The sequence below is a fragment of the Streptomyces similanensis genome, from assembly GCF_039543625.1.
Lineage (GTDB): Bacteria > Actinomycetota > Actinomycetes > Streptomycetales > Streptomycetaceae > Streptomyces > Streptomyces similanensis.
The window spans coordinates 76,822-101,618 of sequence record NZ_BAABKC010000013.1; the positions used below are offsets into that span (position 1 = coordinate 76,822).

General features: G+C 71.7%; 24 protein-coding genes and 1 tRNA gene. 14 read left to right on the forward strand and 11 right to left on the reverse strand.

Features of this window, described 5'->3' with window-relative positions; all coding sequences use genetic code 11:
* Positions 1-18: 18 nt before the first annotated feature.
* A complete protein-coding gene (locus ABEB07_RS05460; protein WP_345667257.1) occupies positions 19-729 on the forward strand; it encodes a TetR/AcrR family transcriptional regulator in 711 nt (236 codons plus the stop codon).
* Between the two features lie 169 nt (positions 730-898).
* Here the strand turns inward: ABEB07_RS05460 and ABEB07_RS05465 are convergent, their stop codons facing one another.
* Entirely contained in the window at positions 899-1,570 is a 672-nt protein-coding gene (locus ABEB07_RS05465; RefSeq protein ID WP_345667258.1) for an 8-oxoguanine DNA glycosylase OGG fold protein, read from the reverse strand.
* Between the two features lie 180 nt (positions 1,571-1,750).
* Between ABEB07_RS05465 and ABEB07_RS05470 the strand changes: the two genes are divergently transcribed.
* Positions 1,751-2,215, forward strand: a complete 465-nt coding sequence (locus ABEB07_RS05470) for a hypothetical protein (protein ID WP_345667259.1) — start codon at positions 1,751-1,753, stop codon at positions 2,213-2,215.
* A 139-nt stretch (positions 2,216-2,354) separates the two neighbouring features.
* Here ABEB07_RS05470 and ABEB07_RS05475 read toward each other — a convergent pair whose 3' ends face one another.
* The 4 genes from ABEB07_RS05475 to phoU form a co-directional block, all read right to left on the reverse strand.
* Positions 2,355-2,744, reverse strand: a complete 390-nt coding sequence (locus ABEB07_RS05475) for a hypothetical protein (RefSeq protein ID WP_345667260.1) — start codon at positions 2,742-2,744, stop codon at positions 2,355-2,357.
* A gap of 183 nt (positions 2,745-2,927) precedes the next feature.
* Positions 2,928-3,497: a lamin tail domain-containing protein gene (locus ABEB07_RS05480; RefSeq protein WP_345667261.1), complete on the reverse strand. Its 570-nt coding sequence runs from the start codon at positions 3,495-3,497 to the stop codon at positions 2,928-2,930.
* A 592-nt stretch (positions 3,498-4,089) separates the two neighbouring features.
* Positions 4,090-4,245 carry a hypothetical protein gene (locus ABEB07_RS05485; protein WP_203634109.1) on the reverse strand — a complete coding sequence of 52 codons (156 nt, stop codon included), beginning with the start codon at positions 4,243-4,245 and terminating at the stop codon, positions 4,090-4,092.
* Positions 4,246-4,358: 113 nt separating this feature from the next.
* On the reverse strand, positions 4,359-5,030 hold the full coding sequence (gene phoU / locus ABEB07_RS05490; protein ID WP_164584944.1) for a phosphate signaling complex protein PhoU: 672 nt from the start codon (positions 5,028-5,030) through the stop codon (positions 4,359-4,361).
* Positions 5,031-5,297: 267 nt separating this feature from the next.
* Here phoU and ABEB07_RS05495 point away from each other — a divergent pair, with 267 nt between their 5' ends.
* Positions 5,298-6,575 carry a sensor histidine kinase gene (locus tag ABEB07_RS05495; protein ID WP_345667262.1) on the forward strand — a complete coding sequence of 426 codons (1,278 nt, stop codon included), beginning with the start codon at positions 5,298-5,300 and terminating at the stop codon, positions 6,573-6,575.
* The gene (locus ABEB07_RS05500) at positions 6,572-7,252 is read left to right on the forward strand and encodes a response regulator transcription factor (RefSeq protein ID WP_009189308.1); all 681 of its coding nucleotides are present in this window, start codon (positions 6,572-6,574) and stop codon (positions 7,250-7,252) included. The genes ABEB07_RS05495 and ABEB07_RS05500 overlap by 4 nt, the downstream gene beginning before the upstream one ends.
* A gap of 160 nt (positions 7,253-7,412) precedes the next feature.
* Here ABEB07_RS05500 and ABEB07_RS05505 read toward each other — a convergent pair whose 3' ends face one another.
* Positions 7,413-8,132: a copper chaperone PCu(A)C gene (locus ABEB07_RS05505; RefSeq protein ID WP_345667264.1), complete on the reverse strand. Its 720-nt coding sequence runs from the start codon at positions 8,130-8,132 to the stop codon at positions 7,413-7,415.
* Positions 8,133-8,902: 770 nt separating this feature from the next.
* Between ABEB07_RS05505 and ABEB07_RS05510 the strand changes: the two genes are divergently transcribed.
* The 7 genes from ABEB07_RS05510 to ABEB07_RS05540 all read left to right on the forward strand — a co-directional run bounded on the left by ABEB07_RS05510 (position 8,903) and on the right by ABEB07_RS05540 (position 16,204).
* A complete protein-coding gene (locus ABEB07_RS05510; RefSeq protein ID WP_003953493.1) occupies positions 8,903-9,385 on the forward strand; it encodes a CarD family transcriptional regulator in 483 nt (160 codons plus the stop codon).
* 501 nt (positions 9,386-9,886) lie between these two features.
* On the forward strand, positions 9,887-10,651 hold the full coding sequence (gene ispD / locus ABEB07_RS05515; protein ID WP_164584941.1) for a 2-C-methyl-D-erythritol 4-phosphate cytidylyltransferase: 765 nt from the start codon (positions 9,887-9,889) through the stop codon (positions 10,649-10,651).
* The gene (ispF, locus tag ABEB07_RS05520; RefSeq protein WP_345667265.1) at positions 10,641-11,153 is read left to right on the forward strand and encodes a 2-C-methyl-D-erythritol 2,4-cyclodiphosphate synthase; all 513 of its coding nucleotides are present in this window, start codon (positions 10,641-10,643) and stop codon (positions 11,151-11,153) included. The genes ispD and ispF overlap by 11 nt, the downstream gene beginning before the upstream one ends.
* Before the next feature lie 72 nt (positions 11,154-11,225).
* Positions 11,226-11,630: a PPOX class F420-dependent oxidoreductase gene (locus ABEB07_RS05525; RefSeq protein WP_164584939.1), complete on the forward strand. Its 405-nt coding sequence runs from the start codon at positions 11,226-11,228 to the stop codon at positions 11,628-11,630.
* 156 nt (positions 11,631-11,786) lie between these two features.
* Entirely contained in the window at positions 11,787-13,187 is a 1,401-nt protein-coding gene (gene cysS, locus ABEB07_RS05530; protein ID WP_176149501.1) for a cysteine--tRNA ligase, read from the forward strand.
* A 124-nt stretch (positions 13,188-13,311) separates the two neighbouring features.
* Positions 13,312-14,256, forward strand: a complete 945-nt coding sequence (gene rlmB / locus ABEB07_RS05535) for a 23S rRNA (guanosine(2251)-2'-O)-methyltransferase RlmB (RefSeq protein WP_176149500.1) — start codon at positions 13,312-13,314, stop codon at positions 14,254-14,256.
* Between the two features lie 238 nt (positions 14,257-14,494).
* Entirely contained in the window at positions 14,495-16,204 is a 1,710-nt protein-coding gene (locus ABEB07_RS05540; protein ID WP_345667266.1) for a DoxX family protein, read from the forward strand.
* Between the two features lie 149 nt (positions 16,205-16,353).
* Here ABEB07_RS05540 and ABEB07_RS05545 read toward each other — a convergent pair whose 3' ends face one another.
* From ABEB07_RS05545 to ABEB07_RS05555, 3 genes are all read right to left on the reverse strand, one after another.
* On the reverse strand, positions 16,354-17,088 hold the full coding sequence (locus tag ABEB07_RS05545; protein WP_164586951.1) for a nucleotidyltransferase family protein: 735 nt from the start codon (positions 17,086-17,088) through the stop codon (positions 16,354-16,356).
* Between the two features lie 195 nt (positions 17,089-17,283).
* Complete coding sequence (locus ABEB07_RS05550; RefSeq protein WP_345667267.1) at positions 17,284-17,730, reverse strand: hypothetical protein; 447 nt, start codon at positions 17,728-17,730, stop codon at positions 17,284-17,286.
* 228 nt (positions 17,731-17,958) lie between these two features.
* Positions 17,959-19,098, reverse strand: a complete 1,140-nt coding sequence (locus ABEB07_RS05555; protein ID WP_176149497.1) for an ABC transporter ATP-binding protein — start codon at positions 19,096-19,098, stop codon at positions 17,959-17,961.
* 236 nt (positions 19,099-19,334) lie between these two features.
* On the opposite strand from ABEB07_RS05555, the gene ABEB07_RS05560 reads away from it, so the two are divergent.
* Together ABEB07_RS05560 and ABEB07_RS05565 are read left to right on the forward strand one after the other, a co-directional pair.
* Positions 19,335-19,408 (forward strand) — tRNA-Thr (locus ABEB07_RS05560).
* Between the two features lie 85 nt (positions 19,409-19,493).
* Positions 19,494-19,961, forward strand: a complete 468-nt coding sequence (locus ABEB07_RS05565; RefSeq protein WP_345667268.1) for a hypothetical protein — start codon at positions 19,494-19,496, stop codon at positions 19,959-19,961.
* 60 nt (positions 19,962-20,021) lie between these two features.
* Here ABEB07_RS05565 and ABEB07_RS05570 read toward each other — a convergent pair whose 3' ends face one another.
* Together ABEB07_RS05570 and ABEB07_RS05575 are read right to left on the reverse strand one after the other, a co-directional pair.
* Entirely contained in the window at positions 20,022-21,449 is a 1,428-nt protein-coding gene (locus ABEB07_RS05570) for a NucA/NucB deoxyribonuclease domain-containing protein (protein WP_345667269.1), read from the reverse strand.
* Between the two features lie 276 nt (positions 21,450-21,725).
* Complete coding sequence (locus ABEB07_RS05575) at positions 21,726-23,372, reverse strand: FAD-dependent oxidoreductase (protein ID WP_176152002.1); 1,647 nt, start codon at positions 23,370-23,372, stop codon at positions 21,726-21,728.
* A gap of 255 nt (positions 23,373-23,627) precedes the next feature.
* Between ABEB07_RS05575 and ABEB07_RS05580 the strand changes: the two genes are divergently transcribed.
* The gene (locus ABEB07_RS05580) at positions 23,628-24,767 is read left to right on the forward strand and encodes a SchA/CurD-like domain-containing protein (RefSeq protein ID WP_345667270.1); all 1,140 of its coding nucleotides are present in this window, start codon (positions 23,628-23,630) and stop codon (positions 24,765-24,767) included.
* The last annotated feature ends 30 nt before the right edge of the window (positions 24,768-24,797 follow it).

Consider the following 24,797-nt stretch of genomic DNA (forward strand, 5'->3'; position numbering starts at 1 on the left):
CGACGGGAGTGGGCGCGCATGCCTCGCGACGCCAAGCCGATCACCTCGGTGTGGACACGTCCGCATCGCCCGCAGCGCGAGCACCTGACGCGGGAGCAGATCGTGACGGCGACGATCGAGCTGCTGGACGGGGAGGGGGTGGAGGCGCTCAGCATGCGGAAGCTCGGCACTCGTCTGAAGGCCGGGGCCACTTCCCTCTACCGGCATGTGGCCAATCGGGACGAGCTGATCCAGCTGGCCGTGGACGACGTGTTCGGTGAGCTGGATCCGCCGGCCGCCGCCACCCACAGGACATGGCGTACGGCGGTCGCCCGCGCCGCCACCGACCTGCGGGCCATGGTCCTGCGCCACCCCTGGGTCGGCCCCGAACTCGGCCAGGTCGGGCTGCTCCACGTCGGCCCGAACGCCGTCCGCATGACATCGGGTCTCCTCGCGCAGTTCCAGGCGGCCGGTTTTCCCGCCGGTGAGGAGGACCAAGCCGCTGGAGCGCTCATGTCCTACGTCGTCGGGGTCGCCACCAGCGAGGCCGCGTACCTCTCGGTGATCGCCCGCAGTGGCGTCTCCGAGCGTGAATGGCTGTCGGACCACAACCCGGACTTCGGCGAGGAGGTGGACCCGCGGCAGGTGCGCGAGGACCGCTTCGCATATGGACTCGACCGCATCCTCGACGGCCTCGCCGGCCGGCTCACGCCAGGCGATGACGGTACTTCTCGCCCCACCGGGCGGTGACATCGCGAGCGAGCCCGGGAAGAGTCGCGAGGTGCGACGGCCAGACATTCATGATCCCCGCCCGCCGACGGCTACCTCCCTGCGGGCGTATCACCACCGTCTCCGGCACCACCCTGCGGAACGACTCCCACACCTCATTCGGTGCCAGCCGTTCCGCGAGGCTCCGGACTCAGGACTCGACCACGCGGCCGTTCAGATCGAAGAGAAGCCACTCCAGCCACTCCGCCGTGACTCCCAGAGACGAGGCCCAGTCGTGCATGGAGCTGACGTAGGCGGCGTACCGAGCGGGCCAGTGGCGGGTGCCGGCTGCCTCCCAGCTGGTCCACCCGAGGGCGTTGAGCGAACGAAAGACCCGGTCGTCGAGGATCAGGGCCCGGTCGCACGGGGCGTCGCGGTCGTCCACGGCGGCGAACCACTTGGTGAAGAAGGACCGTCCCACCCCGTCGAGGGCGAATCGCCGGTAGGCCCCGCTCAGGTCGCCCTTTCGGACCGCGTCGCGCGTGGTCCGCAGGACAGCGGGCATGCGCGGGTCGGACAGAGCCGCCTCCGTGTACCTCGGGCCACGTCCGTTCGTGGTGCCCGAGCCCCAGATCATCACGGCCACGAACAGGTCACGCAGACCGCCGGGATCGTCGTCACCGACGCGGTCACGGAGCCGGGCCAGGTCGCCCCGGCTGATGAGGCGGTCACCGCTCGACCCGCCCGCACCCTCGACGCCGATGTCGAGTACGTGCGCCGCTCCGTGCGGCTCCAACCGCGAGCGCCACGTTTCCGGACGGAAGCGCACGGGCTTCTGTTCGAGGTCGCCGTAACGGGCGACAAGCTTCTCAAGCTGCTCCATCGTGCTCCCCCGGCCATCACAGCGGCGTGCCGTGCGCCACAGCGTAAGGGAGGAGACGCCAACGGGACCCGCCTACCGGCGATGACGGACGAACCTGGCCAATGAATAAGGCATGTTGATTCGCGTGCGAAGTTCGGGCAGTGGGCGAGCAACGGCGGTCAACCGTGGTCAGCTTGGCGTGTGGAGTCCATCATCGCCAGTGCCATAGCCGTCCTGGGGGCCCTGCTCGGGTCGGGGATCACTCTGGCGTTTCAGCAGCGCACCACCGAGCGGAGTCACCAGTTCACCCGCCGCGAGAGGCTTCGGCAGGAGCGGCTGGACGCTTGGTCCGTCTACGCCGGCACGTTGCTCAACTACCGCCGCTGCCTGGTCCATCTCTGGATCTGCGAGCACGAGCAGTCGCCACCGGAGGAACCCGCCGTGGTGCGTGTCCGCGCCTACGACCTGCGCTCCCGCGCGCAGGAGGCCCTCTTCCGGGTGCAGATGCTGACGGATGACGGCAGGCTCAGTCGGACTGCGGAGGATGTCCTCGCCGACATCATGAAGCTGCCCAAGGTGGGCAGCAGGGCCGAGCTGGACGAGCTGCGAGCACGGTCACTTGACGGCATCAACCGGCTTGTCGGATCCGCGAAGCAGCACCTCTGAGGGGGACCAGCGTGCTGCTGGTGCCAGATCATGCTGCCGGCGGACGATCTCCACGACGCCATGGGCCGCTGGCTGCGCGGGGTGAGGGGGCGGGCTCAAGGGCCTTTGTGCAAGAAGCCGTTGTTCAGCGGGTCGGGCGTCACGCCCCCGCCGCACCCTCCGGCTCCTCCGCCCGTCCCGCCGGCAGCAGCCACACCCCCGCCCAGCAGCAGGCCCGTACGATCACGGCCGCCGCGATCGCCCATCCCACGTTCGTCACCTGGACGTCGGTCAGCCAGGTGATCAGGTACCAGACCAGGGTGTCCTGGGCCACGCCGACGACCGCCAGGATCACCAGGAGCAGCGGGGCCTGGTGGGCGTCGCGCGGGGTGGACCAGATCGCCGTGCTGACGCCCGCGAAGACGATGAAGGAGAAGAGGTAGCCGAACATCGGGCCGGAGTCGGTGTCGGCGAGGGTGATGCCGGGGAGCGCTGCGGCCAGGGCCACGCCGGGCAGCAGGCCCAACTGCTGTCTTCTGGTGTCTTTCATGATCCGGACTCTGGCAGGAGCCGTTCTCGCCCGGAAGAGTGGCGGACCGGGTTGTGGAGAGGCCGTTACGCAATGGCGGTGCGCCGGTCCGCCCGTCCGTTCCGTGCCGGGTGCTCCGGCGAAGGGGAAAGCCCCCTCCCCGTGACAGGACGGCGGGGAGGGGCTTTCGGGAGCCGGCTGGGGTCAGCGCCGGCCGTCGTGGTGCTCGGTGTGGCGCGGGCCGGAACGCTCGTCGTGGTGGGCGCCGGGGTGCTCCGCGTGCCGCGGGGCCGGGCGGGGTACGTGGCGCTGGCCGCCCCAGGCGACCGAGTCGACGAAGCGGCGGTTCGCGTCGCGCAGGGTGGCGGTGTCGGCGTGCTTGTCCCAGACCGCGACGCGGCGGTCCTGGTAGAGGTCCGTGCGGGTGTCTTGGCCGTAGCCGGTGTGGACGCGGACCGTGGCGTGGCCGGCGAGGCGGTAGTGGCGGAAGGTGTAGGTGTGGCCCTGCCGGTCGGACAGCGTCCAGCCGTTCAGGTTGACGTCGCGGCGGCTGTCGTTGCTGATCGTCACCCACTCGTTGTTGAGGGAGCGGTTGGAGCGGTGGGCGCGGGTCTCGTTGTCGAGGTGCAGGCCGCTGATCACCACGCCCTGGCGGTGCGAGCGCGGGGTGTGGTCGGCCGCGGACGCCGGCAGCGTCGCCATCCCGACCAGCGCTCCGGCCACGGCTGCGGCTGCGGTCAGGCGGCGGGCGGTCACAGAGACGGAAACGGACACAGGCTCTCCCTGCTTGGTGCGAGCGCGCCCTCGTCCGCGGATCTCGCCGCGTGCGGTGGGTGCGCTGTGTGCGGGTGGCGGCCGGGTTGGCCGCGCCCTCACACTGTGTCCGTCCTGCGGGGAGATGAGACCGATCCTCGTACGGTGTTACCTGTTGTGCATATTTCTGTGACTCTCGGGTGTAGCACCCATTTACGCCGTGTATGCGACATGTTGACGAGGTGTCGGACGCGGCGGCCTTGGGCGGGTTGGGGCGGGGGCTGCGGCCGCCAGGGTGCGCCACCCCGGGCGGGGCGGCGTCGTCACTCCTGAGTGGGTAACGGGCCGGGCGCGGGCCCGTCACCCGGACGGGTGGCGGACGGGGCGCGGGAAGCAGACAGGGGCGTACGGGGAGTGCGGAGGGTGTCAGCGGGGAGTACGGGCGTACGCAGCACAGGGCCCCGGCGGTCTGCGCGCCGGGGCCCTGCGTTGACGAACGGCGACGACGAACGGCGTTGACGAACGGCGATGACGAGCGGCCACCACGAATGACGGGGGCGTACGTCGCCGTACGACGACGTACGCCCCCTACGGGTGGGGCGTCCTCGTCAGCTCAGCCGCACTGACAGGCGCCGCCCGATTGGCAGCCGCAGCCGCAGCCCGAACCGCAGCCGCAGGCCGCCAGGAGCGGGAGGATTCTCGGCTCGGCGGGCTGCTCGGTCTCGCGGATCCGGGTGGGGTCGGGGGCGGTGCTGGGGGATTCGGCCATGGGTCCCTCCTAGAGGCTGAGTGCCTTCGCCCATTCCATGCCCGCCGCGCCGGGCGCATCAACGGCGCACAGTGGCTCGGGCACGCCCACGAGACCCCGGGACTCCGCCCCCGTCACGGCTGGACGTCCTGCTGCTGCAACTCGTCGGCGTGTTCGCCCGTGACCAGGTAGACGACCCGCTTCGCGACCGCCACCGCGTGGTCGGCGTACCGCTCGTAGTAGCGGCCCAGCAGGGTGACGTCCACGGCCGTCTCGATGCCGTGCTTCCAGCGGTCGTCGATCAGGTGCTGGAACAGGGTGCGGTGCAGCAGGTCCATCTCGTCGTCGTCCTGCTCCAGCTGGAGCGCCAGGTCGACGTCCTTGGTGATGATCACCTCGGCGGCCTTCGCCATCAGGCGCTGCGCGAGCTGACCCATCTCCAGGATGGTGGCGTGCAGGTCGTAGGGGACCGCCCGCTCGGGGAAGCGCAGCCGGGCGAGCTTGGCGACGTGCTGGGCGAGGTCGCCCGCGCGCTCCAGGTCCGCGGACATCCGCAGCGAGGTGACGACGATCCGCAGGTCGGTCGCCACCGGCTGCTGCCGGGCCAGCAGGGCGATCGCCCTCGCCTCCAGGTCGTGCTGGAGCTCGTCGACCTTCTGGTCGGCCTCGATCACGTTCTCGGCCAGCTTCAGATCGGTGTCGAGGATGGCGGTCGTGGCGCGTCCGATCGCCGACCCGACCAGCCGGGCCATCTCCACCAGGCTGTCGCCTATCGAGTCCAGTTCCTCGTGGTACGCGTCCCGCATCTTCGGTTCCCTCTCGTGCGTCTTCGTCAGGGGTTGCAGGGGTCTGCCGGGAGTGCCGGGGCGGCGGCCCGCCGGTCACGGCCGGCGAGGCCCGCGGTGACGACCGGCGGTGCGAACCCCACGCTCCCACGGTCCGGCCTCCACGCGTCCGTTTCCGTCACCCCAAATGAACCATCGCTGGCCCCAAGGTGAACTCTGGGCGACGAGTGTTCGAGGTCGCACTCGGATGGGTGCGGGCATGTCGTGCCCCGTGCCTAACCTTGAGGCATGGACGTGAACGCGGCGGTCGCCGCAGCGGCAGCGATCGCCGGAGTGCTCACCGGTGTCATCGCCATGCTCGCGTTCCGCTTCAGCGAGCGCGAGCAGAAGCGCCCGACCCGCACCTCCCTGCACACCGACGCGGTGCTGCCGCCGGGCGTGGACACCGTCCTGTCCGTGCTGCGGTCCTCCGCCGTCGTCCTCGACGAGGGCGACGCCGTCGTCAAGGCAAGCTCCGCCGCGTACGCCCTCGGGCTCGTCCGCGGCGGCAAGCTGGCCGTGGAGCCGATGCTCCAGATGGCCCGGGAGACCCGGCGGGACGGGGAGATACGCCAGGTCGAGCTGGACCTGCCGCGGCGCGGCACCGGGCGCGGCGAGGCCCTCGCCGTCTCCGCGCGAGTCGCCCCGCTCGGGTCGCGGCTGGTGCTGCTGCTGGTGGAGGACCTGACCGAGGCCCGGCGCATCGAAGCGGTACGACGCGACTTCGTCGCCAATGTGAGCCATGAACTGAAGACACCCGTCGGCGCGCTCTCCCTGCTGTCCGAGGCCGTCATGGACGCCTCCGACGACCCGGAGGCCGTACAGCGGTTCGCCGGGCGGATGCAGATCGAGGCGACCCGGCTGACCAACCTCGTGCAGGAGCTGATCGACCTGTCGCGGGTGCAGAACGACGACCCGCTGGAGGACGCCGAGCCGGTGCGCGTGGACGAACTGGTCGCCGAGGCCATCGACCGCTGCCGCCACCAGGCCGGCACCAAGCAGATCACCATGGCCGCCGGAGGCACCGCCGACCTGCACGTGTGGGGCAACCGCGGCCAGCTCGCCGCCGCCCTCGGCAACCTCGTCGAGAACGCGGTCAACTACTCCCCGGTCCGCACCCGCGTCGGCATCGCCGCCCGCCGGATCACCGCGCCCGGCGGCGACCTGATCGAGCTGGCCGTCACCGACCAGGGCATAGGCATCTCCGACAAGGACAAGGAGCGCATCTTCGAGCGCTTCTACCGCGTCGACCCGGCCCGCTCGCGCGCCACGGGAGGCACCGGACTCGGCCTCGCGATCGTCAAGCACGTGGCCGCCTCGCACGGCGGCGAGGTCACGGTCTGGAGCGCCGAGGGACAGGGCTCCACCTTCACCCTGCGGCTGCCGGAGGCCGCCGCGGCCCGCGCCGCCCGCGACCGGGACCGCGACCGGGCCCAGCAGCACCCCGCCCTCGACGAAGAGGCCGGGCAGCGATCCACCGCACCATCCCCGTACGAACCGCTTCCCGCCCCGGAGGTCCTTCCGTGACCCGAGTGCTCGTCGTCGAGGACGAGGAGTCCTTCTCCGACGCCCTGTCGTACATGCTCCGCAAGGAGGGCTTCGAGGTCGCCGTCGCGGCCACCGGGCCCGACGGACTCGACGAGTTCGAGCGCAACGGCGCCGACCTCGTGCTCCTCGACCTGATGCTGCCGGGCCTGCCCGGCACGGAGGTGTGCCGGCAGCTGCGCGGCCGCTCCAACGTCCCCGTGATCATGGTGACCGCCAAGGACAGCGAGATCGACAAGGTCGTCGGTCTGGAGATAGGAGCCGACGACTACGTCACCAAGCCCTTCTCCTCGCGCGAGCTGGTGGCCCGGATCCGCGCGGTGCTGCGCCGGCGCGGCGAGCCGGAGGAGGTCACCCCGGCGGCGCTGGAGGCCGGCCCGGTCCGCATGGACGTCGACCGGCACGTGGTGACGGTGTCCGGCTCCAAGGTCGACCTGCCGCTCAAGGAGTTCGACCTCCTGGAGATGCTGCTGCGCAACGCCGGCCGCGTGCTGACCCGGATGCAGCTCATCGACCGGGTCTGGGGCGCCGACTACGTGGGCGACACCAAGACCCTCGACGTCCACGTCAAGCGGCTGCGCGCCAAGATCGAGCCGGACCCGGGCGCGCCGCGGTTCCTGGTGACGGTGCGGGGCCTCGGATACAAGTTCGAGCCGTAGGTCGGTCCGACCGGACCGACCGGTCGGACCGGTCCGACCGGACCGGCCTGCCCGGCTGCTCCGGCTCCGGTGACGCCGAAGGGCGGCGCACTCCCCTTGAGGAGTGCGCCGCCCTTCGGCGTGTGCGCGGGCGGTCGCGGGTGCCGGACCGCCCGCCGCGTCAGTGGCCGGCGATCGACTGGGACGCCGAGTCGCTCGGGGTGGCCGGGTTGCCGCCGGCCTTCGACGAGGCGGACCCGGAGGCGTTCGGCAGGCCGGACGCCGACTCGCCGGACTTCGGCTTGTCCGACTTCGGCTTGCCGGAGGCGCCCGTGGAGGCGGAGGCCGAGGAGGAGGGCGAGGCGGGCTTGGCGCCCGGCGCGGCCGGCATGTTGCTCGGGCCCCACTTGTCGAAGTAGCTCTCGGCCGGGACGACGAAGGCGCGCAGGCTCACGTCACCGGTCTTGCTGAAGGTGAAGGTGATCTTCTGCGCGTTGCCGTCGGCGACGTTGCCGCCGGGGGTGGACAGCGCGGCGGAGGCGTTGCCCTTGCCGCCGATGATCAGGGAGCCGCCGGCCGGGACGGTCAGCTTGCCCTTGCCCTGGGCCGGGGTGAGCTGCGCGGTGCCGTCGCCGTCGACGCGGATCGCGTCGAGGGTCTGGTCGTGGCTGTCGTTGTTGAACAGGGTCGCGGAGATGACGGCCGGGCCCTTGGTCTGGGTGCCGGGCTGCGTGATGACCACCGCGTTCTGCACCTTGATGGGTCCGACGGTGACGGCCGCGTTGTCCGGCTTGACCTCAAGGGTCTGGGCGTCGTTGCCGGCGCCGCACGCGGCGAGCGAGGCGATCGAGAACGCGATGGCGGCGACGCCGAGGGCGCCGCGTCGAAGGCTGCTGCTCACGGCGGCGGCAACTCCTTGAACGTGGACGGTACAGGGCGACTCCCTTATAAAGCCGCCCTAAGTGTCTGTCAGCGGCCTTAGGTTACCGAGCCGTTCCCGAGGCCCCGCACCCGACCCGCCCCAGCGCGCCCCACGGCATCCGGACACCGCCCTGGACCCGGCTTCGGGGACGCCGTCCGGGGCGCCTCCGGGAACCCCCTGCCGTCGCGCCTCCGGGACCCCCGCCCGCGCCCTGGCCCACCCCGCGGACCGCCATTCGCATAAGCGCGCTCCGGTATGCCGAACCGCATAGTCGGTACCCAAAGCCGCCGCCTTACCCGCACCCTCCGCCGCGGCCCCCTCTCCGGGATTTCCGGCTCTCGGGGATTTCCGGTCGCGGAATGCGCGGTCGGCACGGAACCCGCGACGGAAATTGATCACGGCCCGCGGCGCCGGCCGCCGCACCGTGGCGTGATCAATTTCGGATTCGTCCCGAACGCGACGCGGCTCACCGAACGGAGTAGCGGAAGTCGGACACATGGAACCGGACAAATCGGGACGTTCGGCCGTTTGGTGGGGCGGCCGGATGTGTGTAACGTGGGCGTTTCTCCCTGTGCGGGCAGCCCCTCCCACCTGCGAATACCCGGCTCCCCTTGGCCCGGCGACCCCTTCCGAAGCACGTTCCGGTTGCTGTTGTCAAGCCCTGAGATATGCCCTGACCTGCGAAAACGCCATTCAGAAGACGCCGTATCCGTGTTACTCTGGATAGCCACGGAAGGGGTACCTGTCACATGACGTTCAAGGTTGGCGACACCGTGGTCTATCCCCATCACGGGGCCGCGCTGATCGAGGCTATCGAAACTCGCCAGATCAAAGGCGTGGACAAGACCTACTTGGTGCTGAAGGTCGCCCAGGGTGACCTGACGGTACGTGTGCCAGCGGACAATGCGGAGTTCGTCGGCGTGCGTGATGTGGTCGGTCAGGACGGGCTGGACCGAGTCTTCGAGGTGCTGCGCGCTCCGTACGCCGAGGAGCCCACGAACTGGTCCCGTCGCTACAAGGCAAATCTGGAGAAGCTCGCCTCCGGCGATGTCATCAAGGTCGCGGAAGTCGTGCGTGACCTGTGGCGTCGCGAGCGCGAGCGCGGACTCTCCGCCGGAGAGAAGCGCATGCTCGCCAAGGCCCGCCAGATCCTGGTGAGCGAGCTCGCCCTCGCGGAGAACACGAACGAGGACAAGGCCGAGGCCCTGCTCGACGAGGTTCTCGCGTCCTGACGCGCGAGGTGCCCTGACAGGACACGGGCGGCCACGACGACCGCCTCCGTCCAGCGCAGCACAGCCAAGCAACGCGCCAAGCAATGCCGCGGTGCCCGATGACTCGACCGCCGTCGCCGGGCACCGCGGCATACGCGTGTCCGCGACGCGGCATGCCCGTATCCGCAGCTACGGCGGTGTCCCGGTCCCCACCGGCGCACCACCGTCGCACCGCTCGGCGCGGTACGCCGGGGTACGGGGCGTACGCGCGCCTCGCGGCGCTGTGAGCGGCAGGTACCCGCACGCGCGGCGGCCATGCCGTACGGCGGGGGAAGTCCCCCGATACTGTGTGCCGGGCCCGGGCAGTCGGCTCGACCGGGGTCACGGAAGGGTCCGGTCGAGGCGTCGTGCCCGGCACGGTGTGGCCATACCCACGTAGGCACCGCCGCCAAACCGGCGCCTGACGGGCGGACGGCGCGGACCGGCGGCACGGCCTCCAGCACACGACCCCGACAGGATCCGATGTCTGACGAATCGCGCCCTTCGCCCGCGGCCGCCCCGCCGGGAACCCCCGTCGCCGCGGTGATCCCGGCCGCCGGCCGCGGAGTACGCCTCGGCCCGGGCGCCCCCAAGGCGCTGCGCACGCTGAACGGCACGCCCATGCTCATCCACGCGGTGCGCGCCATGGCCGCCTCCCGCGCGGTCTCCCTGGTCGTCGTCGTCGCCCCGCCCGACGGCGCTGCCGAGGTCAAGTCGCTCCTGGACGCGCACGCGCTGCCGGAGAGGACGGACTTCCTGGTCGTCCCCGGCGGCGAGAGCCGCCAGGAGTCGGTGCGGCTCGGCCTGGCGGCGCTGCCGCCGGGCCACGACATCGTCCTGGTGCACGACGCGGCCCGCCCGCTGGTCCCGGTGGACACCGTGGACGCGGTGATCGAGGCCGTACGCGACGGCGCCGGGGCCGTCGTGCCCGCGCTGCCCCTCGCGGACACCGTCAAGCAGGTCGAGCCGGCCGCCGCGCCGGGCGGGGCCGAGCCGGTCGTCGCCACGCCGGACCGTTCCCTGCTGCGCGCGGTGCAGACCCCGCAGGGCTTCGACCGCGCCACGCTGGAACGCGCCCACCGGACGGTCACCGACGACGTCACCGACGACGCGAGCATGGTCGAGCAGCTCGGCGAGCGGGTCGTGGCCGTGCCCGGCCACGAGGAGGCGTTCAAGGTCACCCGCCCCCTCGACCTCGTCCTCGCCGAAGCGGTCCTGGCCCGCCGGAGGCTGAACGATGGCTTCTGAACACCCCGCGGACGCCGTCGCCGTGCCGCTTCCCCAGGTCGGCATCGGCACCGACATCCACGCCTTCGAGGACGGCCGCGACCTGTGGTGCGCCGGACTGAAGTGGGAGGGCGAGGGGCCGGGACTGGCCGGCCACTCCGACGCCGACGTCGTCGCGCACGCCGCGTGCAACGCGCTGTTCTCGGCCGCCGGACTCGGCGACCTGGGACAGCACTTCGGCACCGGACGCCCCGAGTGGTCGGGCGCCTCCGGCGTCACCCTGCTGACGGAGGCCGCCCGGATCGTGCGCGCCGCGGGCTTCCGGATCGGGAACGTCGCCGTCCAGGTCGTCGGCCCCCGGCCGAAGATCGGCAAGCGGCGCGACGAGGCGCAGGAGATCCTCTCCGAGGCGGCCGGCGCGCCGGTGTCCGTCTCCGGCGCGACCACCGACGGGCTGGGCTTCCCGGGGCGCGGCGAGGGACTGATGGCGGTGGCCACGGCTCTCGTGGTGCGGGTGGACTGAGGGCGTGCGAGGGTACCCGCAACGTCACCAGTGACCGATGACCCAGTGACCGATGACCCGGAGGGTGCCCCCATGTCCGCCGTACTGTCCGACCGGCTCAAGAACCTTCTCGACGGCCCCGCTTTCATCGTCGTCGGCACCGTCCAGCCCGACGGCAGCCCCCAGTTGTCGCCGGTGTGGGTGAAGCGGGACGGCGACGACCTCCTCTTCTCCACCACCGTGGACCGCCGCAAGAAGAAGAACCTCGACCGCGACCCGCGGGTGAGCGTCGTGGTCCAGGACCCCGACAACCCCTACGAGTACGCCGAGATCCGCGGCACCGTCGAGATGACCACCGAGGGCGGGCGCGAGCTCATCGACGAACTGTCCCTGAAGTACACCGGCAAGAAGTACGCCGAGTTCAACCCCTCCTCCGCGCAGGACGCCGAGCGGGTGGTCGTCCGCATCCGGGCCCGCAAGGCCGTGGGCAGCCTGTAAACCCGCCGCCGCGGTTCACCGGAGGGCCTCCGGCCGCCCGTCGGGGCGGGCCCGGAGGCCGCGGCCCGCCCCCCGGCGGGCCGCGCCGGGACACGAATGCGCGCCCTTGTGCCCAAGGGGCGCGAGGCACACCCCGCGGCCCACTACCCTGGAGTGGTGACTATTCGCCTGTACGACACCAGTGCCCGGCAGATCCGTGACTTCACCCCGCTCAAGCCGGGCTGCGTCTCGATCTACCTGTGTGGTGCCACCGTGCAGGCGGCCCCGCACATCGGTCACATCCGGTCGGGACTGAACTTCGACATCATGCGCCGCTGGTTCGCCCACCGCGGCTACGAGGTGACGTTCATCCGCAACGTCACCGACATCGACGACAAGATCATCGCCAAGTCGCGCGAGCAGCACCGCCCGTGGTGGTCGATCGGCTACGAGAACGAGCGCGCGTTCAACGACGGTTACACCGCCCTCGGCTGCCTGCCGCCCACCTACGAGCCCCGCGCCACCGGCCACGTGCCGGAGATGGTCGAGATGATGCGGCGGCTCATCGACCGCGGGCACGCCTACGCCGCCGACGGCAACGTCTACTTCGACGTGCGCTCCTTCCCCGGCTACCTTCAGCTGTCCCGGCAGGAGCTGGACAACCTGCTCCAGCCCGAGGGCGACGGCGAGACGGGCAAGCGCGACGCGCGGGACTTCGCCATGTGGAAGGCGGCCAAGCCGGGCGAGCCGACCTGGCCCACCCCGTGGGGCGAGGGCCGTCCCGGCTGGCACCTGGAGTGCTCGGCCATGGCGCACAAGTACCTGGGCAGTGCCTTCGACATCCACGGCGGCGGCCTGGACCTGATCTTCCCGCACCACGAGAACGAGATCGCCCAGGCCAAGGCCTACGGCGACGAGTTCGCCCGGTACTGGGTGCACAACGCCTGGGTGACCATGGCCGGCGACAAGATGTCCAAGTCGCTGGGCAACAGCGTCCTGGTCGCCGAGATGGTCAAGCAGTGGCGGCCCATCGTGCTGCGCTACTACCTCGGCACCCCGCACTACCGGTCGATGATCGAGTACAGCGAGGAGGCGCTGCGCGAGGCGGAGTCCGCGTTCGCGCGGATCGAGGGCTTCATCCAGCGCGTGGTGGAGAAGGCCGGCCCGGTGGAACCCTCCGCCGAGGTGCCGCCCGCCTTCGCCGAGGCGATGGACGACGACCTGGGCGTACCGCAGGCGCTCGCGGTGGTGCACACCACCGTCCGGCAGGGCAACAGCGCGCTGGCGGCCGACGACAAGGAGGCCGCGGTGGCCCGGCTCGCCGAGGTGCGGGCCATGCTCGGCGTCCTCGGTCTCGACCCGCTGGACGAGCAGTGGGCCGGCGAGGGCGGCGACCGCGGCGACGACCTGCACGGGGTGGTGGACACCCTGGTCCGGATGGTGCTCGACCAGCGCGAGGCCGCCCGGACGCGCAAGGACTGGACGACCGCGGACGCCATCCGCGACCAGCTCGGCCAGTCCGGCCTGGTCATCGAGGACAGCCCGCAGGGCCCCCGCTGGAGCCTCGGCCCCCGCTGAGCCCGCCCGCGGTCCGAGTGACCGACGGTGCCGCCCGGCCCGCCCGGGCGGCACACTCCACAGACGTGACAGACGTACGCGATGAAGAACGTGCGTACGACGCTTTCGACAGACAGGTAGAGCCATGGCCGCGAACAACCGCCGCATGTCCGGCAAGAAGGGCGCGCAGGTCGGCAGCGGCGGCCAGCGGCGCCGAGGCCTGGAGGGCAAGGGCCCCACGCCGCCCGCCGAGATGCGCAAGGGCCACGCCAAGCAGCGGGCCGCGCAGGCGAAGTCCCGCCGCGCGCAGGGCGCCCGCCCGCAGCAGCGGCGCGGCGCGGGCCGCTCGGCCTCCGAGCTGGTCGTCGGCCGCAACCCGGTCTTCGAGGCGCTGCGCGAGGGCGTGCCCGCCACCACCCTCTACGTCCAGCAGTTCATCGACAACGACGAGCGGGTGCGCGAGGCGCTCCAGCTCGCGGCGGAGCGCGGCGGCATCAACCTCATGGAGGCGCCGCGCCCCGAGCTGGACCGGATGACCAACGGGCTCAACCACCAGGGCCTGGTCCTCCAGGTCCCGCCGTACGAGTACGCCCACCCCGAGGACCTGGCCGGCGCCGCCGCCGACGCGGGCGAGGACCCGCTGATCGTGGCGCTCGACGGGGTGACCGACCCGCGCAACCTCGGCGCGGTCGTCCGCTCCGTCTCCGCCTTCGGCGGGCACGGCGTGGTCGTCCCGGAGCGGCGCGCGGCCGGCATGACCGCCGGCGCCTGGAAGACGTCCGCGGGCACCGCCGCCCGCACGCCCGTCGCCCGCGCCACCAACCTGACGCGCGCGCTGGAGCAGTACCAGAAGGCGGGCCTCACCGTGGTCGGGCTGGCCGCGGACGGCGAGGCCGAACTCGGCGACCTGGAGGCCCTGGGCGGGCCGGTCGTCATCGTCGTCGGCAGCGAGGGCAAGGGCCTGTCCCGGCTCGTCGGCGAGACCTGCGACGTGCGGGTGCGCATCCCGATGCCGGGCGGCGCGGAGTCCCTGAACGCCGGTGTGGCCGCGGGCATCGTCCTGTACGAGGCGGCGCGCCGCCGCCGCTGAACCATGTCGGGCGCCCGAACGGCCGTGCGATCAGCACGGGGTGACGGGCGCCCGGACGGCGGTACGGCTCGTCGGCCCCGGGTGCCGGAGCGGGCGCGACGCGCCGGTGCGGGCGTTCGTACGGACGTACGGGAGTTCACCCGCGCGGGTAAACCCAGCAGGTCGCCGCATCCTTGACGCGGTCCGGACAGATCCGCCCCGGTCAAGGCAGTGTCCTAACTCCGCATCACTCGGTTAGATGAGTGTGGACACCAGAACACCCCGCACACCCACGGGGGACCGCTCGTCGGGATACGACGACGCTCCCGCGCTGAGCATGGTGAAGGTGCCGAGCGATCCGGCGCAGGTCATCGTCACGCACGCGAGCTTCCGCGTGCAGCTGGGCGCCGCATCGTGGCGCGCCCGGTCCCCGCGCCCCGCCCGGTTCCAGAGCGCCACCGAGAGCACCGCCCGCGTGCCCGTCGCCGGGACCGCCGCCCCCCGCCGCCCCCTCGTCTGGAGCGGCAAGTCCGCCCCCGACGACACCGGCGCCCACCGGCTGCTCCAGGCCGTGCGCAGCGGCAGCGTGGGCCACACCGAGGAGTCCGCCGCCGACCCCGGGGCCACCCAGGTCATCCCGCGCGTCGACGCCGCGCCCGACTCCGGCGGAACCCGGCTGCTGCCGCACATGCGCACCGCCGAGTCCGGCTACGCGCCCGGCGCGTACGGCGCCTCCGCGTACACCGGCGGATACGCCACGCCGCCGTACGCCCGCCCCGGATACGACGACTTCGCCCACGACGGCCGGCCGTACGACGGCCAAGGCGACCACGACGGCTACGACGGCGTCCACGACGGCTACGACGGTGCCTACGACGACCAGGACCACGGCCGGGACGAGGCCCTGGAGGACGGGCCCCGACGGGCGGGCCGGCGGGGCGACGACCCGGCCCGCCACGCCTACTACCCCGGCCGCCGGATGAACCTCGGCGTCGTCCTGCTCCCGCTGCGGGTCTTCCTCGGCTTCATCACCATCTACGCCGGCATGGGCAAGCTGTGCGACCCGCTCTACTTCGACGGCGGCAAGCGCGGCTCCATGGTCAAGTGGCTCGACTCGCTGCACCCCTGGGAGGCCGCGGAGCCGCTGCGCCAGTTCGCCCTCCAGCACCCGGTCGGCTCCGGCCTCGTCATCGCCTTCCTCCAGGTCATCGTCGGCGTGCTGACCATCCTGGGCTGCTGGCAGCGGGTCGCCGCGGTGTTCGGCGCGCTGCTCTCGGCCGCGCTCATCGTCACGGTCAGCTGGCGCACCCTGCCCGTCTACGACGCGCCCGACATCATCTACCTCGCCGCCTGGTCGCCGCTGATCATCGCGGGCGCCCCGGTCTACTCCGTCGACGGGCGCCTCGCCGCGTCCGCCTGGCGGCGGCTCGGACCGCGCGCCGACATCTGGGACCTGCGGCGGTTCGTGCTGCGGCGCGGCGCGCTGCTCACGGTGGTCGTCACCGGCCTCACCCTGCTGACCGGGTCGCTGCTCGGCGACGCCGTGCGCGACGCCGACCAGGTGGTCGCGCCCCGGCCCGGCGAGGCCCCGCGCAACGCGCTGCCCGGCTCGCCGCTGCCGCAGGAGTCCGGCGGCAAGCGGCACGGCGAGTCGCCGACGGCCCCCGCCGCGCCCAGCCGCCGCGGTACGACGGCCGGCCCGTCCGGCGGCCCCGCCACCACGCCGGGCACCGCCCGCGAGAGCGGCGGCGCCGCCACCGGGGGCGCGCCCAGCCAGACCCAGGGCGCCACGGGACACACCACGCCGCGCCGCTCCGCCCCGGTGCGGCAGGCGCCCAGCACCAGCGCGGGCCCGACCTCCGGCGGCGGTGGCGGCACGAGCGGCGGCTCCGGCTCGACCGGCGGCGACTCGTCCTCCGGCGGCTCGTCCTCCGGGCGGCCGGGGCTGGTGGGCGGCCTGCTGGGGTAGCCCGCGGCCGTCCGCGCCCACGACGAGACGGGGTCCCGCACAGCTGCTGTGCGGGACCCCGTCTTAGTGCGGCGGTGGCGCGGCGCGCTTCCGCGGTGGGCGGTGTGTGGCGCGTGGTGGGCGGTGCGTGGCGCGTGGTGGGCGGGCGGTCAGGTACGGCCCAGGGCGGACAGTTCCTTCGCGGCCTCGGTGAGGTCCTTGGCGGTGTCGATGGCCCGCCAGTAGGCGCCCTGCGGGATCGGGAAGCCGGCCAGGCCCAGTTCCCGGGCCAGCCGCGGGAACGTGGTCCGCTCGTGGTCGCCGCGCTCGGGGAGCAGGCCGGCGAACTCGGGGGAGAAGACGTAGACGCCCGCGTTGATCTCGAAGGTGGAGGGCGGCGCCTCGATGAAGTCCGTGATGTGCCCGAACCCGTCCGTCTGCACGGCGCCCCACGGGATGCGCGGCCGGGCCAGCGCGAGGGTCGCCACCGCGTCGCGCTCGGTGTGGAAGTCCGCCATGTCGCGCAGCGAGAAACGGGTCCAGATGTCCCCGTTGGTGGCGTACCAGGACCGGTCCGGGTGGGGGAGGTGAGCGGCGGCGAACTTCAGGCCGCCGCCGCGGCCGAGGGGCTCCGTCTCCACGGCGGTGGTGACGTTCACAGGCAGCGCGGCCGACTTCAGCCAGTCCTGCAACACCTCGGCGAGGTGCCCGCAGGAGATCACCACGTCGGTGACGCCCTCCTCGGCGAGCCAGGCGAGCTGGTGCCCGATGATCGGGGTGCCTGTGCCGGGGATCTCGACCATCGGCTTGGGCCGGTCGTCGGTGTAGGGCCGCAGCCGCGAGCCCTGGCCCCCGGCCAGGACGACGGCTTGAGTGGGGCGCGAAGCCGCATTCGGATGGGTCATGGGGGCACTGTACGTGCCCGTGCGGGGCCGCTCTGAGCGGGTGACGGGCGGACGACGGGGTGCGTGCGGGGGCCCGCGGAGCGATCCCGCGACCCGGGCCGGAGGCCGGCTCCGCGACCCGGGCCGGAGGCGACCCCGAGGCCCGGGCCGGAGGGTCGTCCCCCTCGCCCGGGCCGGAGGAACAAGTCCTCGGGGTCAGTGGTGCGTTGCCAGGACGCCGGAGGCGAAGGAGGTGTCGCAGACCGGGCGGGCGTAGGACTGGGCGCGGGAGGCGCCGTAGAGGCGGACCGCGGCGCGGCCGAGGGTGCGGGCGATCGACGTGCAGTGCGCGGCCAGGGACGGGCGGCCGTTCACCGCCTGCTGGAGGTGGGTGAGTGCGACGCCCGGGTCCTTCTCCCGCAGTTCCGTCAGCAGCCGGTCGCGCAGCACGTCCTGCGGGGCGCGGGCGCGGGTCTGGATCCCGGCCACCGACGTGTCGGACGCGGTGAGCACCGAGGACGAGTCCCCAGACCAGTCGACTCGGGTGACCGCGAGGGTCCCGGAGAGCACCAGGACGACGGGCAGGACAAGGGCGAGGGAGCGGCCGATCCGGTGGGCGGGGCCCCGGCCGCGTCGCGTGGGGTGGGTGGTGGAGTGCTTCACGCGTCGCAGCGTAGCCCCCGGTAATGATTTGGCGACATTTAGTCACCCTTTCGAGGGAGCACAATCTGCGGCGCGCCGGGCCGGATGTTGACGAACACCGCTCGAAATGTCCGCTGCCGTAGGGGATTCCGGGGAAACCGGAAAGGGCCCCGCGCCAGTTCGCGGGGCCCTTCTCGTCAACCTGAGCGAATCGCCCGGGAACGTCCCGAGGTTTCAGCCGTAAGGGTGTCAGTCGGAGAGACGCTCGCCCGTGGAGGTCGAGAACACGTGGGTCTCGCCCGGCCGCGGCACGACGTGCACGGTGGCGCCCTTCTCCGGGACGGCGCGGCTGCTGACGCGGACCACGAGGTCCCGCTGCTCGCCGCCGACCGCGACGGTGCCGTAGATGTAGCCGTCGGCGCCGGTCTCCTCGACCACGTTCACGGTGACGGCGAGGCCGGCCGGGGCGTCGGAGGCGTCCTTGGACAGGGAGGCCGCGGCGGCGCCGCCGCCCAGCTCGACCACGTCGAAGTGCTCGGGGCGCACGCCCACGGTCACCGTGCGGTCACCCTTGTCGGAGGCGGCCTTGAGCGCGTCCCGGTTGACCGGCACCACGCTGTTGCCGAACTTCACACCGCCGTCGATGATCGGCACGTCGATCAGGTTCATGGCGGGGGAGCCGATGAAGCCGGCGACGAAGACGTTGGCGGGCTTGTCGTACATGTTCCGCGGCGAGTCCACCTGCTGGAGGAGGCCGCCCTTGAGCACGGCCACCCGGTCGCCCATCGTCATGGCCTCGACCTGGTCGTGGGTGACGTAGACGGTGGTGATGCCGAGGCGGCGCTGGAGCGAGGCGATCTGGGTGCGGGTCGACACGCGGAGCTTGGCGTCGAGGTTCGACAGCGGCTCGTCGAAGAGGAACACCTGCGGGTCGCGGACGATGGCGCGGCCCATGGCGACCCGCTGGCGCTGACCGCCGGACAGGGCCTTCGGCTTGCGGTCCAGGTACTCGCTGAGGTCCAGCATCTTGGCGGCCTCTTCGACCTTGCGCCGGATCTCCGTCTTGTTGACGCCGGCGATCTTGAGCGCGAAGCCCATGTTGTCGGCGACCGTCATGTGCGGGTAGAGCGCGTAGTTCTGGAACACCATGGCGATGTCCCGGTCCTTGGGCGGCAGGTGGGTGACGTCGCGGTCACCGATGCGGATGGCGCCGCGGTTGACGTCCTCGAGTCCCGCGAGCATCCGCAGCGAGGTGGACTTGCCGCAGCCGGACGGACCGACCAGGACGAGGAACTCGCCGTCCGCGATGTCGATCTCCAGAGCGTCGACGGCGGGCTTCTCGGAACCCGGGTAGATCCGGGTCGCCTTGTCGAACTGAACAGTGGCCATGGTGAATGGGCCCCCTTCTACCGGCAGGAACGTGCCGGACGATCCGTTGTAGGAAGGTGGTCGCCACTACGGGTGTTCCGTTGTGGTGGTTTTCCTGTGGTCCACACGAGTGAACTGGATCAGGACGGTACCTGGCGTTCACCTGCTCTGTCAGTACTTCGAGGCCGGTGAACTTCGCGGAAATTTTCGAGGCCCCCGCCCGCGACCCGGGTACACTGCACGGGCGCGACCGCGTCGCCTCCTTAGCTCAGATGGCCAGAGCAACGCACTTGTAATGCGTAGGTCGTCGGTTCGAATCCGACAGGGGGCTCGGTGGAACCCCAGGTCAGGCTAACCCTGACCTGGGGTTTCTTCCATCTTGACCAAGGTGTGTCCGCTGAACCGAAGGGGTGCTCGTGGCACAGGTTGTGCGGCGGCAGCGGGTAAGTGCGTACGTGGGGTACTACGCGTTCGGGCTGCAGGACTCCGATGACGCGGCCCTTCCCGTGCCGTTCCCCGATGACTTCCACCGTGACGCTTTCCTCGGGACGCATCCGGGGCGGCTGGACATCACCAGTGGTGGCCACACCCACACCGCGACGGTTGACGTTGAGGTGTGGGATGCGGTTCCGCCGCCACAGGACTTGGCGGACTGGGACGAGCAGGCTGAAGCTGAACTCGAGTCGGCGAGCGGACAGCTTGCGGTGTGGTCGATGCACACGGGCCGGATGGACCAGACCATCACTCTGGCGGACTCAGGCGGCTCCTGGCGCGTCCGCGTCAGCTGTACCGGCAGGGCCGATGCGGCTGCGCTGTCGGAAGCGGAAGGGACCGGTGTCGGCGTGGAGCGCTACCTCATCCAGTTCTGGTCAGCCGACGCATAGTCACTGGTAGCGCCGCGACGGGAACGGTGTGGTGGCCGCCCCCGTCGGTGAAGTGTCAGGTCACGCGATGACCTGGACGACAAAGCCGTCTTCCAGTCCGTCGATGATGCGGTTCTTGGCGTAGAAGCTCTTCAGGATCAGGCCGCCGGCCTGGTTGTCGTCCCGGGAGATCGGCTTCGCGGAGAAGTTGAACTTCTTGGCGTCGGGGTCGTACTGGGGTTGGGCGGCTCCTTCGTAGGTGCTGGCGAATGGATACTCATCGCACTCTTTGCCGCCGCTGGCGTAGTCGGGCCCCCAGTAACGCTTGCACTGCTTGACAGCTTCCCCCCTGTTCTTGTCGATGCGGGCGCTGCTCACCGTACGGTGCAATGGATCAGCGGCCGTCTGGCCCGGCACCTTCTTCGCGGACATGTATGGCTTGGTGTCTTGCGGGACGAGGAAAGCCTGACGTATGTGCGCAGCCTCGGCCTGTTCCTGCGCGCCCTGTCTGGCGCTGAGGGTCAGCCCCGTGGCGTAGCTGAATGTTGCGGCGCCCTTCTTTGCCGGGTTGCCGCCACCGGTGGAGTTGGCCAGGTAGGTGGCGGCGTCCCAGCGTGGGGCGAGCATGAACAGCTTGCCGCCAGTGGATCCGCTGAGCTTCCAGGGCGCCGGAGCCGTGTAGGACACGGCTGGCTCATAGACCGCGAAGATCAAGTCGGTGGTGCCGCTGCTGCCCTGACCCGGCGCGGCGGTGACCGCCTCCTTGAACGTGCCCGTCGCCTTCAGCTGAGCGAACGTCCTGCTGCTGGCCGGTAGATTGCCGCCGCGGGCGTAGCGCACGCGGGAGGGCCAGCTTTGCGGAATGTTCCCCTTGGTGGTGATTGGCATGGAGGCAGCGCCAGTCTTGCCGGTGGTGACGAAGTCGGTGAAGAAGTACTGGAAGGTAATGGTCCGGCTGTTGGCCGGAATGGTGCCGATCACGCGGACGTTGAACATGCTCTCGCCTACGGGGCGGTTGTTCTGCACCCACGTCTGCAGGAATGATGCCCCGTCGCACACCGCGAAGCGTGACTTGACGAAGAACTTCTTGTCGCTGCCCAGGCCCTTCTTGCACTCAGCGAAGGTCATCGTCCGGGCCGGCTCGGGAGCGGTCGCCTGCGGTGCTGCAACAGACGCGGACCGGCCCCTGACCCGGTCTACGGCGGCAGGCGTGCCGGCCGGCCGCCGCGCCAAGGACGCGTATGAGGCAGCCGGTCCCACCGTTTCCTGCGGTATCTGAGCGTGCGGCTCTGACGCGGCAGCAAGTTGTCTCAGCCGTGCCAGACCATCTCCATCCTGGAGTTCACCAAGTGCTGGTTTCGCCGCGCCGACGGGCAGCACGTACGTCTCCACCCGCAGATCGCCGACGCCGTCCGCGCTCGCCGCCGACGGCATCGCCGTGACAGCCGCCACCGGTAGCATCACGGCCGCGATCTGGCCCGCAAGACGTCTCACCCATCTGCTGTTCATCGAGTCGAACCCCCGAACTCGTGCAGCGCCGGACCTGATGCCCGGCGCCGGTTCGGAAGAACATCTATCGAATAAATGATCGATACGTCGGCCAGCGCAACTGACATGGCGTGATATCGGCTCTACACGGCCGACATCACGCAATGACCGTCGCTGGGGGCCAGCGGCGGATGCGCGCATCTGCGTAGGTCGTCGGTTCGAATCCGACCGGGGGCTCGGGGAAAAGGCCAGGCCGGATGATGTCCGGGCTGGCCTTTTCGGTGTGTTCGGGTGGGGTCAGGCGGTGTGCAGCAGGTTTTTCAGGGCCTCGCGCAGGGTTGCCTCCGGGTCCGGGGACGCGGAGGGGGTACGCCAGGCGATGAAGCCGTCGGGGCGGACCAGGACCGCGCCGTCCAGGGTGGTGCCGTGGGCCGCCGACCAGTCGGGGGCCGGGGCCGCGTCGGTGCCCTCGGGCTCGTGGACGAGGTCGGCGCCGAAGCGGTACGAGACCAGGCGCACGCCCTCGGTCTCGGCGATGCGGCGGGCGGCGGTGTGCCAGCCGGCCTCCGAGCGGCCGTCGCTGAGCAGGACCAGGGAGCGTTCGTACAGGTCCAGGGTGGAGACGCGCTCGCCCTCGTGGCGCAGCCACAGGTGCGGGGCGCGGGTGCCCGGCTCGCCGGTCAGGCGTACGGCGTCGGGGACCACCTCCTGGCTCCGGTCGGCGCCGACGACCGCGCCCTCGGGGTAGCGGTAGCCGAGGACGACGTTGAGGATGCCGCCGCGCCGGCCGCCGCCGATGCCGGGGGCCGGGGCGAAGCCGGGGTGGCTGTGCTCGACGGAGCGGGCGGAGGCGCGGGCGCTGGTGGCCAGGGCGACCGGGCGGCGTTCGGCGTCGTAGGTGTCCAGCAGGCCGGGGCCGGCCCAGCCGTCCAGGACGGCGGCGAGTTTCCAGGCGAGGTTGTGGGCGTCCTGGATGCCGGTGTTGGAGCCGAAGGCGCCGGTCGGGGACATCTCGTGGGCGGAGTCGCCGGCGAGGAAGACCCGGCCGGCGGCGTAGCGGTCGGCGACGCGTTCGGCGGCGCGCCAGGACGCCTTGCCGGTGATCTCGACGTCGAGGCCGGCGACGCCGATGGCGCGGCGGATGTGCCGCTGGAGGCGTTCCTCGGTGAACTCGTCGAGGCTCTCGCCGCGCTCGGGGTGCCAGGGGGCGTGGAAGACCCAGTGCTCCTTGTTGTCGACGGGCAGCAGCGCGCCGTCGGCCTCCGGGTCGGTGAGGTAGCAGCAGATGAAGCGGCGGTCGCCGACGACGTCGGCCAGCAGCTTGGAGCGGAAGGTGACGCTGACGTTGGCGAACAGGTCGCCGGGGCCGCTCTGGCCGATGCCGAGGCGGCTCCGGACGGGGCTGCGGGGGCCGTCGGCGGCGACGAGGTAGTCGGCGCGGACGGTGTAGCGCTCGTCGGTGGCGCGGTCGCGGACGGTCGCGGTGACGCCGTCGCCGTCCTGCTCGAAGGTCTCCAGCTCGTGGGAGTAGCGCAGGTCGCCGCCGAGCCGGCGGGCGCCTTCGAGGAGGACGGGCTCCAGGTCGTTCTGGCTGCACAGGCACCAGCCGGTGGGGCTGAAGCGGGCCAGGCCGCCGCCCGGGTCGATGTGCTTGAACAGCCATTCGCCGGCGTCCCCGACGAGGGTGGGGGTCTGGAGGATGCCGTGGTTGTCGGCCAGCAGGGAGGCGGCGGCCTTGATGTCGTCCTCCAGGCCGGCCACCCGGTACAGCTCCATCGTGCGCACGTTGTTGCCGCGGCCGCGGGGGTGGATGGAGGTTCCGGAGTGCCGTTCGACCAGCAGGTGCGGCACGCCGAGGCGGCCAAGGAACAGCGAGGTGGACAGGCCCACCAGGGAGCCGCCGACGATGAGGACGGGTACCCGGTGGTCGGCTTCTTGGCGCATCGATGCCTCCAGGAGCGGGGTGCGGGGGTGCGGGCGGTGCGGGCGCATCGGTGTCTCCATGCCCGCCGGGCGCCCCGTCCGCGTGCGTTCGCGGGGTCTATCACCCGCGTGATCACCCTTGTGGTGCATACGAGTCGCGCGTTGATCGCGCCCGGCACAGGATCGAGATCACGCTGACGTCGCGTCATCCGCGGCCGGCGCCTTCCGTTCCCGTACCCGTGCGCACCGCCGATCCCGCCAAGGAGTCGTACGCAGATGACCGCCATTTCCGAGCGTGTGTCAGACCCGGCCGAGCAGCAGGCCGCGAAACGTGTCTCCCAGTCCGTCTTCGACGGCTCCCGGCTCCGCGTGATCCTGCTGGTGGACGTCTGCGACGGCGCCCAGCAGCAGTTCCTGGAGGCGTACGAGCAGATGGGCAAGCAGGTCTCGGCCGTGCCGGGGCATGTCAGCGACCAGCTGTGCCAGTCCATCGAGAACCCTTCCCAGTGGCTGATCACCAGCGAGTGGGAGAGCGCCCCGCCGTTCCTCGCCTGGGTGAACAGCGAGGAGCACGTGCGGATGGTGCAGCCGATGCACAGCTGCATCCGCGACACCCGTTCGCTGCGCTTCCACATCGTGCGCGAGACCGGCGGCGGCCACCGCCAGGAGTCGGCCGACCGGCGCCTGCAGACCTCGCCGCGGATCGGCGACGGGGTGATCCGGCACGCGCTGACGTTCACGGTGAAGCCGGGCAGCGAGGCGAAGGTGGCCGCGCTGCTGGCGAACTACGAGGCGCCCGACGCGCGGGTCGACGACACCACGCGGCTGCTGCGCACCTCGCTGTTCATGCACGGCAACCGGGTGGTGCGGGCCATCGAGGTGCGCGGCGACCTGCTGGCGGCGCTGCGGCACGTGGCCCGGCAGCCCGGCATCCGGGCGGTCGAGGAGGCCATCAACCCGTACCTGGAGCAGGACCGCGACCTCAACGACCAGGAGTCGGCGCGGGTGTTCTTCACCCGGGCGGCGCTGCCGGCCGTGCACCACGTGACGACCGGTCAGGAGGACGAGCGGGTCGAGCGGCACGCGCTGTTCTACCCGGCGCGGCCGGGCCAGGGCATGAAGCTGGCCGAGCTGCTGGCCCGGGAGGACGAGCGGGCCGCGGACGACCCGGCGAGCCCGGTGCGGCGCAGCACGGTCTTCGAGCGCGACGACGTGGTCGTACGGCTGATCGACGTGCGGGGCGCGCTGGAGGACGACCCGGCCGCCGCGCTCGGCGTCCGGGACTCCGCCCGGGTGGCCGAGCTGACGACGCTGCTCGACGAGGGCGCCGCGAAGAAGGACGGCGACGTCTCCCGGCTGCTCACGCTCGCCCGGATGGACCTCGTCACCGACCGCCGGTCCGCGCCGGACGCCTGACGCTCCCCCCAGCCGACGTACTCACCACCG